Source organism: Paenibacillus selenitireducens (assembly GCF_002021565.1).
Lineage (GTDB): Bacteria > Bacillota > Bacilli > Paenibacillales > Paenibacillaceae > Paenibacillus_K > Paenibacillus_K selenitireducens.
On the sequence record NZ_MSZX01000003.1, the window covers coordinates 473,582 to 489,588 of the forward strand.

General features: G+C 47.8%; 13 protein-coding genes. 10 read left to right on the forward strand and 3 right to left on the reverse strand.

Features of this window, described 5'->3' with window-relative positions; translation table 11 throughout:
• Positions 1-18 precede the first annotated feature (18 nt).
• Both BVG16_RS09970 and BVG16_RS09975 read left to right on the forward strand, forming a co-directional pair.
• Positions 19-1,341 carry a DUF3298 domain-containing protein gene (locus tag BVG16_RS09970; RefSeq protein ID WP_078498395.1) on the forward strand — a complete coding sequence of 441 codons (1,323 nt, stop codon included), beginning with the start codon at positions 19-21 and terminating at the stop codon, positions 1,339-1,341.
• A gap of 592 nt (positions 1,342-1,933) precedes the next feature.
• Positions 1,934-2,710: a PP2C family protein-serine/threonine phosphatase gene (locus tag BVG16_RS09975; RefSeq protein ID WP_408635324.1), complete on the forward strand. Its 777-nt coding sequence runs from the start codon at positions 1,934-1,936 to the stop codon at positions 2,708-2,710.
• A gap of 105 nt (positions 2,711-2,815) precedes the next feature.
• Here the strand turns inward: BVG16_RS09975 and BVG16_RS09980 are convergent, their stop codons facing one another.
• Positions 2,816-4,822, reverse strand: coding sequence for a methyl-accepting chemotaxis protein (locus BVG16_RS09980; RefSeq protein WP_078498397.1), 2,007 nt, complete (start codon positions 4,820-4,822; stop codon positions 2,816-2,818).
• Between the two features lie 160 nt (positions 4,823-4,982).
• Between BVG16_RS09980 and BVG16_RS09985 the strand changes: the two genes are divergently transcribed.
• Complete coding sequence (locus BVG16_RS09985; RefSeq protein WP_078498398.1) at positions 4,983-6,179, forward strand: MFS transporter; 1,197 nt, start codon at positions 4,983-4,985, stop codon at positions 6,177-6,179.
• Between the two features lie 63 nt (positions 6,180-6,242).
• The gene (locus tag BVG16_RS09990; RefSeq protein ID WP_233146955.1) at positions 6,243-7,484 is read left to right on the forward strand and encodes a multidrug effflux MFS transporter; all 1,242 of its coding nucleotides are present in this window, start codon (positions 6,243-6,245) and stop codon (positions 7,482-7,484) included.
• A 57-nt stretch (positions 7,485-7,541) separates the two neighbouring features.
• On the opposite strand, the gene BVG16_RS09995 is transcribed toward BVG16_RS09990, so the two are convergent.
• Complete coding sequence (locus BVG16_RS09995) at positions 7,542-7,742, reverse strand: alpha/beta-type small acid-soluble spore protein (protein ID WP_078498399.1); 201 nt, start codon at positions 7,740-7,742, stop codon at positions 7,542-7,544.
• 219 nt (positions 7,743-7,961) lie between these two features.
• On the opposite strand from BVG16_RS09995, the gene BVG16_RS10000 reads away from it, so the two are divergent.
• A complete protein-coding gene (locus BVG16_RS10000) occupies positions 7,962-8,972 on the forward strand; it encodes a formylglycine-generating enzyme family protein (protein ID WP_078498400.1) in 1,011 nt (336 codons plus the stop codon).
• Positions 8,973-9,065: 93 nt separating this feature from the next.
• On the opposite strand, the gene BVG16_RS10005 is transcribed toward BVG16_RS10000, so the two are convergent.
• The gene (locus tag BVG16_RS10005) at positions 9,066-9,599 is read right to left on the reverse strand and encodes a hypothetical protein (protein WP_078498401.1); all 534 of its coding nucleotides are present in this window, start codon (positions 9,597-9,599) and stop codon (positions 9,066-9,068) included.
• Positions 9,600-9,763: 164 nt separating this feature from the next.
• Between BVG16_RS10005 and BVG16_RS33315 the strand changes: the two genes are divergently transcribed.
• The 5 genes from BVG16_RS33315 to BVG16_RS10025 all read left to right on the forward strand — a co-directional run bounded on the left by BVG16_RS33315 (position 9,764) and on the right by BVG16_RS10025 (position 15,845).
• A complete protein-coding gene (locus tag BVG16_RS33315; protein ID WP_233146961.1) occupies positions 9,764-9,868 on the forward strand; it encodes a DUF6254 family protein in 105 nt (34 codons plus the stop codon).
• Positions 9,869-10,045: 177 nt separating this feature from the next.
• Entirely contained in the window at positions 10,046-11,791 is a 1,746-nt protein-coding gene (locus tag BVG16_RS10010) for an ABC transporter ATP-binding protein (RefSeq protein ID WP_078498402.1), read from the forward strand.
• Between the two features lie 37 nt (positions 11,792-11,828).
• Positions 11,829-13,652 carry an ABC transporter ATP-binding protein gene (locus BVG16_RS10015; protein WP_144027351.1) on the forward strand — a complete coding sequence of 608 codons (1,824 nt, stop codon included), beginning with the start codon at positions 11,829-11,831 and terminating at the stop codon, positions 13,650-13,652.
• Between the two features lie 129 nt (positions 13,653-13,781).
• Positions 13,782-14,810, forward strand: a complete 1,029-nt coding sequence (locus tag BVG16_RS10020) for an FUSC family protein (RefSeq protein ID WP_078498404.1) — start codon at positions 13,782-13,784, stop codon at positions 14,808-14,810.
• A gap of 186 nt (positions 14,811-14,996) precedes the next feature.
• Positions 14,997-15,845, forward strand: coding sequence for a LysM peptidoglycan-binding domain-containing protein (locus BVG16_RS10025; protein WP_158081658.1), 849 nt, complete (start codon positions 14,997-14,999; stop codon positions 15,843-15,845).
• Positions 15,846-16,007 lie beyond the last annotated feature (162 nt).

Sequence of the window (16,007 nt, forward strand, 5' to 3'; positions counted from 1 at the left end):
TAGAGGAGGAATTTCATCATGAATGTTAAATTTCCATTATCGAACAAAATAGCTACCGTCGGTCTAGTCAGCGCGATGCTTGTTGCGAGCGGCAGTTCCGTATATGCGGCGACGCCTCCAGCTCACGCAACAGCACCAGTGGCAAGTCAATCGGCACAAGAGAAAATAGCGAAAGTCAATATACAAGGGAAGTCGTTAAATTATAACTCGAGCCTGGTCCATGTGAAGGCGCAAATTCCTGTGATCAAAGGTCTTCTGGACACACGTTATCAAGCTGAAATGAACGATATTATCGAACGCCATGCGATGAAAGATATCGAAGGACTTAAAGTAGCGGCAAGAGAAGGGACTGCCAAAGCGAAAAAAGCGGGCTATACCTTTCATAAATACGAGTTGGTGATTGGATATGACGTCAAGATGAACAAAGACGGCGTGCTTTCCTTTACGGTAACAACCTACGCCAGCACCTATAATCAAGTGACGCGCGTGGATACGTACGCTGTGAATAACCAGAAAGAAGCTTCCCGTGTGACGCTTCAGGATCTGTACGGCGTTGATTACAAGGCGGTTATCAATCGTTCAATCAACGAACAAATCGCTAAGATGCCTGAAGGAACGTACGATTTCCAAGGGATCTCAGATGAACAATCGTTCTATGTAAAGGATGGCCAAGCTGTCATCGTATTCCAGAAGTATGAAATTGCACCGGGGTCCGCAGGAGTTCAAGAGTTCAAAATCCCTTTGAAGTCGACATCCAGCCCAATGGTCCAAAGCAAGGCTTTGAACGAAGACTCGAAATTCATGACTGTAAAAGCTCAAATTCCTGTTGTAAAAGGCCTTCAGGACACGCGATATCAAGCTGAAATGAACGACATTATCGAGCGTCATGCGATGAAAGATATGGAGGGGCTCCAACAAGAGGCGAAAGAGCAATATAGGAAGGCACAGAAAGAGGGATTTCCATTCCACAAATATGAGTTAATGATCAACTACGATGTGAAATCGGAGCAAAACGGTCTATTATCCTTCACGGTTACGACGTATCGCAGTAATGATCGATACACACGCGTAGATACTTATACAGTCAAAAATGAGAAAGAGGCATCTCGTGTGACGCTTCAGGATCTATTTGGAAAAGATTATAAGACAGTCATCAACGCGGCGATTAACGAGCAAATCGTGAAGATGCCTGAGGAATCCTACGATTTCCAAGGGATCTCGGATGAACAATCATTCTATGTGGGGAATGGCCAAGTCGTCATCGTGTTCCAAAAATATGAGATTGCACCGGGGTCCGCGGGTATCCCTGAATTCAAAGTGCCGATGAAAAACCAAGTTTAAGGCGCTTTAACGGGGAGTTATCACTTCAAAGGACCATCCTAAATGTTGTGACAAGAGATGCGTTTCGGCGCATCTTTTTGTATTGGCCAAGTAGGTCTAGTGACATAAATAAAGCCGCCTCCTAATAAGGTTTATTGTATTACTGACAGCCTCACACGCTGAAGCGATTTATACGGGAAGGTTGTATTCATACAGATGGAAAGGGTGAGATATCGGCTTCGGATGGGAGGGAGTTATGAAGAACAAAGGTTTACTGTACGCGATTGCAACCCTCTTGTTGATCATCGCCGTCGGCGAATTTTTTCTACGATGGGTTTGGACAGAAAGATGGCCTGAGATCGAACGCATCGTACGATGGACGATGCTCGGTATAGGCATCCTATGGATCGCTGCATGGATCCGCAGCTTACGGCTCTCGAGAAGCTACAGATTGGCCGACGTTTCACATACCACGACCAAGCGCGCCCTGAACAATGCAGGAACGGTTAGCCATACCTCTACTCCTGCTTTGTCGCATCACAACACGAGGAGATCTCCAATGCGAACAACGAACGCCAATGAACCTCTCGCAACGTCATCACTCCCTTCCACGATGCCGGCAGTTTATTCCCCTTCTATCATTCCAGGTTACGCGCAGCACATCGGAGCTCGTAAGGAGCAGCAGGATGCATTCGGCTTCTCCCCCTTCGATGATCCTCATGCCATTCAACGACACGGTGTATTGGCTGTGCTTGCGGATGGAATAGGGGGACTCGCGATGGGGAGAGAGGCGGGTCAACTCGCCGTTGAAACCATGCGCCTGATCTATGAGGCGAAGATGCCTGAGGATGATGTTATGCCAGCGCTCATCGTCGGCATTCAACAAGCGAACTTGGAGGTTTACCAGCTGGCGAAGCAGCACGATTTACAGGGTAGCGTAGGGACGACGCTGGCAGCTGCAGTGATCCAAGACCACCAGCTATACTGGGTGTCCGCAGGAGATAGCCGCATTTATCTCTATCGTCATCATGTACTGACTCAATTAACGACAGACCATGTGTATGCGACCCAACTCAATCAATGGGTCACATCCGGTCACATTACTGAAGAGCAGGCAGTGTCCCATCCGGATCGGCATCGCCTCACTAGTTATTTAGGGCTGCCCGAAGTCGTCGATATCGATTTCAATTACACCCCGTTACCCATTCAACAAGGGGACTTGGTGCTCTTATGCAGCGACGGGTTCTATCAAGGATTAACGGAAAACATGCTGCGAGCCGCACCGAGCCTGGCTCCGCAATGTATCGCTGAATGGCTGATAGAGCAGATTCTTGCCGAGGCTAAACCGCATCAAGATAATGCAACCGTAGCCATTCTAGCTTGCCCGTAGGGTGGAGGAGGAATGGATCGAACAAAACCGCCCTACAAGAAGCACGAATCATGGGTGCTTCTGTAGGGCGGTTTTTTATGAACATATGACACCAGAGACTCGAATTTAAATTTTGAACCGACTGACCATCTCTTGAAGATCATTGGACATCGTGCTCAGGGATTCGGAAGCGGATAAGATTTCTTTCATGGAATGGTGTTGATCGCCAGCCGCCCGTGATACCTCATTTAATTTATTCGAAGAGTTCTTCATAATAACCGCCATCTCGGCCATGGAAGCAGAGACTTCTTGCGTTCCGGCGGAAATCTGCTCGGTAACGGCAGACACCTCTTGAATTTGATCATTCACATGCTGCACCGATTTCTGGATGACCCCGAAGGTAACCCCTGTTTTTTCGACTTGGGTGACGCTTAGGCTCACTTCGGACAATCCGTTGTTCATGGATGCAGCAGCTTCCGTAATGGCTTGCAGGGTATCTTGAATATGGCTGGAAATATGGTTGGTTGCTGTTGTGGTCTGTTCCGCCAACTTGCGGACTTCTGCGGCTACAACGGAGAAACCTCGGCCGTGTTCACCTGCTCTTGCAGCCTCGATGGACGCATTCAACGCTAACAGATTCGTCTGTCCTGCAATTTCTGATATCAACTGCACCGTCTGCTGAATCGCATGGGACTTGGTTTCCAAGGAACGAACAATGGCTGCCGTGTCTTCAACGGATTGGCTCATTTTGATCATTTGCGAAATGGCATGCTGGATATCTTGGCTGCCGGCGGATACTTCCTGAACAACGTTCAGCGCGGTATCCGCTACCGTAGAGGCTGATATGGCAATGGTCTGTACACCTGTCGCCATTTCTTCCATAGCCACGGTCGTTTCCTCAGAACCTTGAACCTGAACTTCAGACCCGCGCACGACAACATCGACGGATTTGACGATATGCTCCGAAGCTTGCGTAGAGTCATTGGCAATGGCCGTGAGCTCTTCGGACGAAGCCGCTACATGTTCGGTGGACTGGGTGATTTTGCGGATGATGTCGGTAAAGGAATCCAGCATGCTGTTAATGCTTTCTTTGACTCTTTCAAGCTCGTCCTTCCCTTTGACTTTCAACCGTCCTGTCAAATCCCCTTGCGAAACTAGGGTCATCATCCGTGAGATGTCTAAGATGGATCTTGTCATGAAAGAAGCGACATAGATCGCAATCACGGAGATGAGAATGAGTGAAGCAATCATAAGAATGACGGCTTTGTTCTGGATTTGTTGAACCGTCTTAAAAACTTCATTTGCTGGTGCGGTAACGATCAGCTTCCAATTACTCGATTCCACTTTCGTAAAGGATGCGGATTTGGATTCACTTTGTTCCGAATAGGATACAGTGCCTTGATCCTTGGTGAATACAGTGTTTTGGAACGCTTCAATTTTACCCGGCAGGGCGAACTCTTTATAGTTCCTTCCTACTTTTTTGTCATCCGGATGAGCGATGTAAAATCCATCAGCGGAGAGAAGATATGCGTAGCCCGATTCGCCGATTTTGATGTTCTCAATGAGCTGGAGAAGCTCGCTCGCATCAACCTCCGGTTGAATCGCTCCGACAAATTCACCTTGTTCATTGAGGATCGGTATATCCAGGAAGATGGAATATTTTTGCGTGAATGTATTTAACGTAATATTTGAAATATAGAGTTTTTTGCTCGTCATGACTTGCTTAATGTTATCGAATTTGGATCCGTCATGTACATTTCCTTCGGTATCGCTTAACATGCCGGCTTTATCGACGAAGGTGATGACACTCACATCGGGGTCACTCTGTTCCATCACTTTGAGAATGGAGAGAATATTTGCGGCTTGGCCGGTCTGGAAAGCGGGATTCTTCTTCATGATTTCTTCCGCAGACTTAATTTTCTCAGAGAGCCACGAGTTAACGAAATCGGCACCGATTTTAGCGGATAATGCTTGTTCTTCAGCTGTTTTTTTCTTCAATGCGGACGTAGACTGTGACGTCAGAATGAAGGTCAATACGAGCATGGGAACGAGGGAGATCAGTAAAAAGATGGCGATGAATTTGACTTTTAAAGCATTAAGCTTGCTAGCCCATGTTTTGAGGTTTTTTTTCATTGTTGTCTGCTCCTTTGTATGCTTCTGTCTGCACTAATTCATTGTGTTGTTTTCTAAATATCGGTAATTATTCGACAAAACTGAAGACTAACTTTTTTAGAGCAAATCTGATAAGATGGTTGAATTGCAGGAGAACGTTTTCAGTGAAGGAGGATATTCGATGAGGGTTTTTGCAATTGCTTCATACTCTCTCTATTTTTTGGCAGGGCTGGTCATTACGACCATCGGTTCGGTCATGCCACAGTTGCTTGCGCATTATGATCAATCCTATACCGTTGGTGGACAGATGGTGTTTATTAGTGCTGTCGGTTTCATTGCCGGGGTGCCTATATCCGCGTTGTTGATGAAGTGGCTGAAGAAGGAGAAATACGTTATTGCGCTAGCTGCGCTTGTGATCGCAATCGCTCAGCTATCGATTTGGACGCTGCCTTCATTTGGCTGGGTGGTTGTGTTGAATTTCTTGAATAGTATGGGGGCTGCAGCTATTGAATGTATCGTTGCAACCTTAATGATGGAAGTTTTCGTGGGGCGGCGTGCCGTCGTCATGAGTTATTTGGAGGTCTGGTTCGGCGTGGGTGCATTATGTATGCCGTTGATCGCCAGCGTGCTGATCGCGAACGATATCTGGCGCTTCGCGTTCTTTATTACGGGTTGCTTGGGCATCGTCATGACGGTCATTTGGCGATTCATTTCGTTCTCCAAAGAAGGGGTGGACGTGTCTGAATCTCTGGATGCCAGTATTGAAGCGCCGCCGACGTTTAGTTCCCGACGTCTGAAGCATCTGGTGCTCTTTGCGTTTGTGTTCTTGATCTTTATGTACTGCGGGATTGAAGGAAGCCTGAATAACTTCCTGTCGTCCATGTTCATCACCCATTTGGGCGAGACACCTTATCGCGCATCGCTGAGTATTGGCATGTATTGGGTTGCGATGGTCGTTGGCCGAGCCGCGACAGGTTGGATTATCCGAAAAGTGAATTATGCGCAGTATTTGCTGTGGAGTATGCTCGGAACCTTAGCGGCTCTCGTAGTGTTCGCCCTATGGAAAGAAGCGATCGTGGGTTATGTCCTCGTGATGCTGATGGGCTTAACCATGTCAGGTGTCTATTCGATTACGATGGTGTATGCCAATCATACCTTCCCAGGTATGGCGAGACTTGTGACGAGTCTTGTTACCGCATTTGCCGGCTTTGGGGCAGCGGTATTTCCGGCGCTGGTGGGTTATGCGATGGATCATTTCGGAACGACGTCGGCGTTATGGTTCGTATCGGGCTTTGCCGCGTTGTATTTGGTCGTATTGCTGTCGATTGGCGGGTTCTATCGGAAGCAGAGCAGTGTAATGGTTGCAGTTAAGGGTTGAACAATTTCAATTCTGTAACTATAATAGTTACATGTGTGAAAATTACGTTCTGGAGTGTGCATCATGAAAAGTGGAATGAGTGAGCGGCTTGCGGTGCAAACCCCCGTAGGAGCCGCGAAATTGTGGATGATTCTGTTGTTAGGCAGCTTATCGGCGTTCGCACCGTTAACGATTGATATGTATTTACCGGCATTGCCGGAGTTGGCGCAGGATTTTGGATCTAGCACCTCTTTTGCGCAAATGAGCCTCACGGCTTGCATGTTCGGGATATCCTTTGGGCAATTGCTCATTGGACCGTTAAGTGATTTATGGGGTCGACGGACGCCATTATTGTTGGGGTTGGTTGTTTATGCGATCGCTTCAGTGGTGTGTGTCATGGCGCCATCCATTGAATCGTTCATCGTCCTTCGCTTCGTGCAAGGGATGGGCGGTGCAGCCGGAATCGTGATTTCACGGGCTGTTGTGCGGGACATGTACTCTGGTTCCGAGATGACGAAGTTCTCGGCCATGCTCGCGCTCGTGAATGGCGTGGCCCCGGTCCTCGCTCCCATTGTAGGCGGGCAGCTGCTTAAGGTTACTTCCTGGCGCGGTGTGTTCATCGTATTGTGTGCCATTGGCGTTCTGATGTTCCTCAGCGTTCTGCTTGGACTACGAGATACGTTGCCCCCGAACAACCGGTTGAAGGGCGGGATCACGAGTACGTTCCGGGCATTTGGCTCCTTATTCCGTGACCGTGTATTTATGGGGTATGCTTTGTCCCAAGGATTTGTGACGGGCGCGATGTTCGCTTATATCTCCGGGTCGCCGTTCGTGCTTCAAGAAATATATGGCGTAACGCCGCAGACCTTCAGTTTAATCTTCGCGATTAACGGCGTCGGCATCATTATAGCGAGTCAGATCGCAGGCCGATTGGCAGGGCGCGTGAGTGAAACGAAATTGTTGATTTATGGACTAGGTCAATCCTGTGTCGCGGGTATCCTTCTATTTATCATGATCATGCTGGATCTGGGGTTATACGGTATTCTTATTCCTTTATTCTTCGTTGTGTCGAGTGTTGGTATTGTCTCCACCGCAAGCTTTACGCTTGCTATGGCGAATCAAGGGAAATCTGCAGGAAGCGCCTCAGCATTGATTGGGCTCATGTCTACCGTCTTCGGGGGCTTCATGGCGCCATTGGTTGGGATTGCGGGCAGCAAGACGGCCGTACCGATGGGAATTATTATCGTTGTTCTCGAAATCTTGGCCGTATTATGTTATGTCGTGATGGTGCGCGGAGCACGGTCAGTCAAGGCATTGCAATCCTAAGGAAATATCAAAAACCGTGCTGCTCATCGTTGCAGCACGGTTTTTATATGGACAAGTTTAGTGGCGATCCACTTTGTTGAGTCCCATTTGGACCAAGCGCCGTGTCATGTAGCCGCCGATGGTACCTATATCCTTGGTCGTCATTTTACCGTAATAGCCATCTGCAGGAAGGGCGATGCCTAACTCTTGAGCGATTTCATATTTTAACTGTGCCAGTGCCATTTGTGCTTGCGGAACCAGGTTGCGATTCGATGCCATGCGATGTACCCACCTTTACGTGAATTTATGGATAGTTTCCCTAAGATTGGATGGAATATACGAATTTGTTTGAAAAAGCATGATCCTCAGTAGAACACTTGTAGTAACAAGTTAAACTATGGTTGTGGGATATTCTTGATCGAAGGCGATGCGACATGGGACAATGGGAGAAAGAAACGTATAAGACGGTAAATCCATAAACCTTAGGAGGATGACCAAATGACGAAGCCACAATGCACTTGCTCGGTGAAACGGAGTGCTGTCCCGCAAGATTCCGTGACATCTGCATCGCGTGAAGTCACAGCGCCACAAGAACAAGTCTTAATGAAGACATCTACGATGCAGCAGACACATAGAACGGCAAAAGGATTCGATCCGTCCGGGATGATTCGCTTGGCCGGCGGCGAGTTCCTGATGGGAACGAATGATACCGAGGGCTTCGAGGCGGACGGAGAGGGACCTATCCATGCCGTCACGCTGGACCCATTCTATATCGATGCGTGTACGGTCTCGAACGCGCAATTCCAGACTTTCGTGCAGGACACGGGGTATAAGACAGAAGCAGAGCAATTTGGGTGGTCATTTGTTTTTCACTTGCTTGTATCGGAAGAAGTGAAGCAAGAAGTGGAGACCGTCGCCCAGGCTGTACCTTGGTGGCTCAAGGTAGACGGGGCTTACTGGGCGAAGCCGGAGGGACGAGATAGTTCCATTGATGATCGGCTAGACCATCCGGTCGTACATATCTCATGGCATGATGCGCAGGCGTATTGCCAGTGGGCAGGGAAACGGCTCCCGACCGAAGCCGAATGGGAATACGCGGCTCGCGGCGGGCTTGTGCAACGGCGGTATCCATGGGGGGATACGCTGCTGATGGATGGTGAACATCGCTGCAATATTTGGCAAGGGGCATTTCCCCGCGTTAATCATGCATCGGACGGCTATCTAGGTACAGCACCGGTTCGGGCCTACCAACCCAATGGATATGGATTATATAACATGTCAGGTAACATTTGGGAGTGGTGTGCAGATGTGTTCAGTCCGGTGGCATATCAACAAGGTCCCTTCGTCAACCCGAAAGGTCCGACGAAGGGAGATACACGTGTCATTCGCGGTGGCTCTTATTTATGTCACAAATCCTACTGCAATCGGTACCGCGTCGCGGCTCGATCATCCAATACACCAGATAGCTCGACAGGACATATGGGTTTCCGCTGCGCGGCAGATGCGTAGCAGTTACGAGGGGGATGTAGAGATCCATTGAACCTCTTCAGGTGAAGGTATCTTGGATAAATCTAAGATACATCGGATGTTGAGGTGAGGAATTCAGTCTCCATACGATTCAAGCAATCGATTCAGCTCGGTTAACGTGTGCAGGGCATGCTCGATGAGATTCGGGATGTCTTCCATTTGGTTCTCGTTGATTTTGCGGTGGAAGCGCAGTTCAATCTTGTTCAGATAATGCATCGGCTCTTCTCCATAGATAAAGCTTATGGTTTGCGTAGGCTTCACGGAAGGTTCCCAGATGCGCTGGAGGATATCATCGATCTGTGGGCATTCCGAATCCACGTCGCGAATCGGCATGTTGAAGCATAAACGCAAGGTACAAGCCGGATCCTCCCCGGGATATTCCAGAATTTCCGCGGCTAAATCTTGCAGCGAAGCATCAAGGCGGAACTCGACGGAGACGTCCTCCATTCCGACACGGTGGAAGCAGAGTGCGAACTCGCGAGCCATGACGGACATGTCGATCCGATCGATGCGATTCGTAATATGAATAATTTCATCGAGATTATCGAGATCGTAGATTTGATTTTCGATTGCGACCTTTAAGTTTTCAAAGACAGTAGGATCGAACATGATAGGTGTTCCTCGCTTTGCTTAGGGAATGGTTATATTCTTCTTATTTTAGTACAGAAGGAAGACATATTGTATCTCCAATTGGTACATATTAATCGTGTTGCTCCAGAGTAATTCTTGATGAAATGATACCTAGGAGTTCATGATCGAAGGAGGAATTGTAAATGACCACTTCCAAAGCTCGCCGTGAAAATGCCGACAAAATCCGTAAGCAAACACCACATGCTCATGGAAAGATCAAATCTTTTAAGGAATATGCGGAGCAATAACGAAGAAAAGGCATCCTTCAGAGGGTGCCTTTCTTGCATGTAAATATGAAGGAAGTCATTCCAACGGTGGTTGTTCAAACCAATTTACATATCCAAGATTTAGGAGTATCGTAATTGATGAGGGTTTACGGTTAATGTAGATGTTGAATTCGATTTCGAACAATTAAGGAGGAGATAATGAAGTTCTTACAACCTTACATACGCAAGCATTGGAAAATGTTCTGTATTGCCGTATTGTTCCTGACGTTTGAGGCGATATGCGATCTGCTGCAGCCAACCATATTATCCAAAATTATCGATGTCGGCGTGGCGCAGAATCAAATGGATTATGTCCTTCGCATGGGCGGTCTCATGTTGCTAATCACCTTGTTCGGCGCTATATCTGCTTCGCTGCGAAGCATTATTGCGAGTAAAGTATCCCAGAAATTCGCAGCCGAACTCCGCGTGGATCTGTTCCGCAAAATTCAAAGCTTATCCTTTGAAAACATTGATCAATTTGAACGCGCTTCCCTCATCACACGGCTGACGAATGACGTGACACAGGTGCAGAACTTCGTGAACGGGCTGATGCGTATTTTCGTGAAAGCGCCGTTAATTTGTATCGGGAGTCTTATTATGGCGGTACGTCTGAACATGCAGTTATCTGTCGTGCTGATCGTTGTCGTCCCGCTTGTCGCCATATTCATCCTTTTAAATATGAAAATCGGGTTCCCGTTTTTTGTTCGAGTGCAACAGGCATTGGATCGTGTGAACTTGGTGATGCGAGAGTATTTATCCGGTGTCAGGGTCGTGAAGGCTTTTAACCGATTTGATGTCGAGGTCGAGAAATTTGATCAAGCGAATCAAGAGTTTCGGGCAAGATCGACGACCGCGATGCGTGTCATGTCCGTCATTAGTCCCCAAATCGCGCTCGTTGTAAACCTTGGAATTATCGCGGTGCTCTGGATTGGCGGCTGGCGTGTAGATCAAGGTCAGATGCAGGTCGGGCATATCATTGCCTTCATTAACTACATGACGCAAATATTATTTTCATTAATGATGATTTCGATGATTTTCAATATGTTCGTGCGTGCCAGAGCTTCAGCAGAGCGCATTGATGAAGTATTCATGCAGCACAATACGATGACTTGGTCAGAGACTACCAAGACAGCCACTACGGCGAAAGGTCGTGTAGATTTCGAGAATGTGTCCTTTGCTTACGCAGGGACATCCGGAGATCCTGTCTTGAAAAGCTTGACGTTCTCATGTTTGCCAGGTCAGACGATAGGTATCATTGGCTCAACAGGAGCAGGGAAAAGCAGCTTAATCCATCTGATCCCGCGGTTCTATGATACGACATCGGGAACGGTGAGGGTGAACGGCGAAGATGTCAGACAATGGGATCCGAAGAAGCTGCGGGAGAAAATTGCGATTGTTCCGCAAAAAACAGTGCTTTTCTCTGGATCCGTTCTGCAGAATATTCGCTACGGGAAAGAGGATGCGACCCCGCAAGAGGTGGAGGATGCCGCCAAAATAGCGGAAGCGCATTCGTTCATTATGGCTTCGCCGGAAGGATATGAATCGCGCATCGGGCAAGGCGGCGTCAACTTCTCGGGCGGGCAGAAGCAGCGGTTATCCATTGCGCGGGCCTTAGTCCGTCAACCTGAAATTCTAATTCTGGATGATTGTACGAGTGCCGTGGACGTGGCGACGGAAGCGAACATTAAAGCAGCATTGAAAACATACGCTTCGGGTCTGACCTGCTTGCTCATTGCGCAACGAATCACTTCTGTCATGGATGCAGATCGTATCCTTGTCTTGGATGATGGTGAAATTGTGGGTATGGGTACGCATGAAGAATTGATGTTGAATTGTACCGTATATCAGGAAATATTCCAATCCCAATTGGGAAAGGAGATGGATAAGCATGTCGCAGGACGGTAAGAACCCAGGCTCGAACGAGCGGCCGCAAGTACCTGCTATGGACGCATCGGCTAGACCGGGTCCAGGCTTCGGTCACCGCGGGGGAAGAGCGCCTGTGGTGAAGCCCAAAAATTTCAAAGCTACGCTGCGCAGGTTATGGCAATACGTGGGTACCGAGCGAATGTGGTTGGCAACGATTTTCTTGTTCATCGTCGTGGATGCGGTTCTGATGTTGTTCTCCCCTTATTTGATTGGGAAATCGATAGATGCGATGTCCACGGGGCAGGCTGTGGATTTTCATTTGTTAGAGATTTTCATTATTGTGCTGACGGTTGCATATCTCTTGGATGCCGTGCTTACGCTGCTGCAAGGCTGGTTCATGGCGAGCGTCTCGCAACGTATTGTGATGAAGTTAAGGAAGTCATTGTTCGGTAAGCTGCAGAAGCTTCCAGTTGCGTATTTCGACCGTCAATCGCACGGGGATGTGATGAGTCGGTTATCCAATGATATTGATAATGTCAGTAACACGATATCGCAATCTACCATACAGCTCATGTCGGGTGTAATTACAATTACTGGCTCGCTCGTCATGATGTTGGTCTTGAGTCCATGGCTCACGTTAGCCACTTTGATTACCGTCCCTCTTGTCTTTTTCTTAACGCGGACCATTGCTCGCAGAACGAGCGTCCTGTTCAAGGATCAGCAGATTCAGCTTGGGAGGCTGAACGGGCAAGTGGAAGAGACGATCTCCGGCATTCAAGTGGTAAAGGCCTTCAATCATGAAGATCAAGCGATTGCCGAGTTCGAAGCGGTCAATCAGCGTCTATACGATGTTGGGTTAAAGGCACAGATTTGGTCTGGTTTTTTGATGCCGATTATGAACGTGATCAATAACTTAGGTTTTGCTGCGGTGGCCATTGTCGGCGGCATTCTAGCGATCAAAGGGATGATTACCGTGGGGGTTATTGCTGGATTCTTAAGCTATTCTCGGCAATTCGTCCGTCCATTAAATGATTTAGCGAATGTATTTAACGTCTTGCAGTCAGGCGTCGCAGGTGCGGAACGGGTCTTCGAAGTGATGGATGAACCGGAAGAGCCAGATGATCAACCCGGGGCCGTCGAGCTGAAGAATCCGAAAGGGAATGTAGTCTTCGAGAATGTGAGCTTTGGATATCGACCGGATGTACCGATCTTGAAGCATGTAAGCTTCGATGCGAAGGAAGGCACAAGTACAGCTCTAGTAGGACCGACAGGAGCAGGGAAGACAACGGTCGTCAACTTGGTGACAAGGTTCTATGATGTGACAGGCGGCAGAATTCTGATCGATGGTCGGGATATTCGGGAATATACGAGAGACAGCCTGCGCAGATGCTTCGGCATCGTATTGCAGGATACGTATTTATTCTCCGGTACTATTAAGGAGAATATCATGTATGGCAAACCGGACGCGACAGAGGCGGAAGTGAAAGCCGCTGCCAAGATGGCGAATGCCGATTTGTTCATTCAACGGCTGCCGAAGAAGTATGACACCATGCTGTCAGAGAACGGCGGCAATCTGAGTCAAGGACAACGTCAACTTCTTGCCATTGCACGGGTTATTCTTGCGAAGCCTTCGATTCTCATTCTAGATGAGGCGACAAGCAGCATTGATACGCGAACAGAATTGCATATTCAAGACGCATTGCTGAATATTATGCAGGGTCGAACAAGCTTTATTATTGCGCACCGCTTAAATACCATCCGGGATGCGGATACGATCATGGTGGTGGATCAAGGCGAGATCGTGGAGAGCGGCGGGCATGATCAATTGCTTCAGCAAGAGGGTGTGTATTACCGCATGTTCTATAATCAGTTCAAAAACTTAGAAGAAAAGCTATCGTGAATCGCGTCTGCTAAAGTTTACGTAATCTGTATAAATGCGCGTCTTCTGCAGGGTCCATTTGCCAATCCGCTGACTCAGCATGTAATATAATGCTTATTGAGTTCGGTTGTTATTAAAGGGGGAGAGGACTTGGCACTTGGACCACGGGTATTAAAGACGGGGATTGCGGTAACGTTGGCCTTATATCTAAGCATGCTGCTTGAATTTAAGACGCCGGTCATCGCAGCTGTGGCAGCGATCTTCGCCATGCAACCTTCCATTTATCGATCATGGCGATATTTTCTGGATCAACTACAGACGAATACATTAGGCGCGGCGATTGCGCTGCTAGCTGGGATGGCATTTCCAGCCGACCCGTTAACCGCGGGAATTACATGTATTGTGGTCATTATGATTTGTCTCAAGATGAAGATGGGCGAGACGATCGGTCTGACGCTTGTAACGGTTATTGCGGTGATGGAGGCTTCTGGACAATGGGATTTTGCTTTAAGTCGTTTTTTTCAGACCCTAACAGGGATCGGATCTGCGTTTGTGATTAATATTGTATTTTTTCCGCCGAAACCGGATGTGCAGTTCTTGAAGCAGATGGACTCGGTCTTCCAACGGTTATCCTTATTGCTTCGTACAGCGATTTCCGACGAGATCAAAGAAAGCTCATTCCGTACGGAACAACATACATTATTGTCTGATATGCAATCCTTGCAGGATAAATTTAAGTTATTTGAAGAAGAGACGAAGAAGATCAAGCGGGCGAAGTATCGGAGATCACGGCAAATCGTAGTCTATAAGCAAATGCTGAACACCTTACTTAAAGGGTATGAGGTGCTTGAATCGATCGAGAACCATTACTTTCAGTCGCCTCGCTCGGAGGAAACGAAGCAGATGTTCGATGAACATCTCGAGCTGCTAACGAAAGGACATGAACATGTTCTTTTGAAGCTTGAAGACAAAGTGAAGCCGGACAGCGGACATATGGATCCCATTGAGATGGAAAATGAGAAATTCCTGCACGACGCGATGCAGAGCACGATGCAATCGGAAGAAGGGGAACGTCGATTGTCCATCGTGGCAGCGGCATGTTATGAATATGGATTTCAAATCGTGCGTTTGGATCGGCTCTCCGGTCATGTTGAATTTGATGAAAAGCCGCAAGGTTAACGGGCTATGCATAGGAAAACGGTTGTTGCTCACGATGAGCGGCAGCCCTTTTTTTATGTGGCGTGAAATTTAATGGCATTTTAAGGATGACTTAACGCCTAGCTCAGGATGACGGGCTAAGATGATATCTATGGAAAGGAGGAACCTCAATACACATAAGCCTAAACCGAAAGGATGATTTCGTACATGAATAAGATGAAAATTAAAGCACTGGCAGCAAGTACATTGGCTTTGGCCCTTACTATAGGTGGAGGCGTCTATGCATCCCAAGCAAACGCCGCATCAGCGACACCGGGCGTTACACAGACGAAAGCGATAGCGAAATTTACGCAAGGCAAATCCAGATCTGGCGGAGGCTTACTGAAGCAATCCGAACAACTAGAGAGTCTGCTAGGCTTAACGCGTGAGGAATTGAAAGAAGCGCTGACATCCGGGACGAGCTTGGCAGACCTTGCGAAGCAAAAGGGCGTGGACGTTCAGAAGATCATCGACCTTCAAGTGAGCAGCATGACAACCCGGATCGACAAAGAACTTGCAGCAGGATCAATAACGCAAGCAAAGTATGATGAAGCCAAGGCAAGATTAACCGAAGTGGCTACGAAAATGGTCAATGCTGATTTTGGCGGCAGGGGTAAAGAAGGATTAAAGGAAGATCTGAAAGCGAATCATGGCAAAGGATTCATGAAAGCCTCTGAGGAAGTAGCTTCATTACTAGGCGTGACGCAGGAGGAATTGAAGTCATCGCTTAAGTCAGGCCAATCTTTAGCTGCGATTGCTGAGAAGCAAGGGGTTGATGTTCAAAAGGTCATCGATCTGCAGGTAAACACAGCCAAAGCGAAGCTCAACCAACAACTAACGGATGGCAAGCTGACGCAAGCCGAATATGACAACCGGGCAGCAGCGCTTACGAACTTCGTGACGAAATATGTTAAAGGGGAGTTCTCAGGCAAAGAGCTGCATAAAGAGCAGAAGGAAGCTCGAGCTGCTGCACAAGCTGTACCTGCAGAAGAAACGACCATAGCTGAAGAACAATAACAGGCATGCACGAGTAAATTTATGTAAATAGATGAAGGACAGACGGCCGTTCCGGGTGAAATCCCGTGAGCGGTCGTTTTTATTTTGCGGAGCATGATTTAATTCAAAGCAATGCGATTTTATCGCAATTCAGGCTTGATTTCAGGAATTGTGTGACGAAAC

Bases quoted from the DNA above. Each gene is read 5' to 3' on its own strand.
- BVG16_RS10010 (WP_078498402.1), top strand. From the start codon at position 10,046: ATGAAGTTCTTACAACCTTACATACGCAAGCATTGGAAAATGTTCTGT.
- BVG16_RS09990 (WP_233146955.1), top strand. From the start codon at position 6,243: ATGAAAAGTGGAATGAGTGAGCGGCTTGCGGTGCAAACCCCCGTAGGA.
- BVG16_RS09975 (WP_408635324.1), top strand. From the start codon at position 1,934: ATGCCGGCAGTTTATTCCCCTTCTATCATTCCAGGTTACGCGCAGCAC.
- BVG16_RS10000 (WP_078498400.1), top strand. From the start codon at position 7,962: ATGACGAAGCCACAATGCACTTGCTCGGTGAAACGGAGTGCTGTCCCG.
- BVG16_RS09985 (WP_078498398.1), top strand. From the start codon at position 4,983: ATGAGGGTTTTTGCAATTGCTTCATACTCTCTCTATTTTTTGGCAGGG.
- BVG16_RS09995 (WP_078498399.1), bottom strand. From the start codon at position 7,742: ATGGCATCGAATCGCAACCTGGTTCCGCAAGCACAAATGGCACTGGCA.
- BVG16_RS09980 (WP_078498397.1), bottom strand. From the start codon at position 4,822: ATGAAAAAAAACCTCAAAACATGGGCTAGCAAGCTTAATGCTTTAAAA.
- BVG16_RS10015 (WP_144027351.1), top strand. From the start codon at position 11,829: ATGGACGCATCGGCTAGACCGGGTCCAGGCTTCGGTCACCGCGGGGGA.
- BVG16_RS09970 (WP_078498395.1), top strand. From the start codon at position 19: ATGAATGTTAAATTTCCATTATCGAACAAAATAGCTACCGTCGGTCTA.
- BVG16_RS10025 (WP_158081658.1), top strand. From the start codon at position 14,997: ATGAATAAGATGAAAATTAAAGCACTGGCAGCAAGTACATTGGCTTTG.
- BVG16_RS33315 (WP_233146961.1), top strand. From the start codon at position 9,764: ATGACCACTTCCAAAGCTCGCCGTGAAAATGCCGACAAAATCCGTAAG.
- BVG16_RS10005 (WP_078498401.1), bottom strand. From the start codon at position 9,599: ATGTTCGATCCTACTGTCTTTGAAAACTTAAAGGTCGCAATCGAAAAT.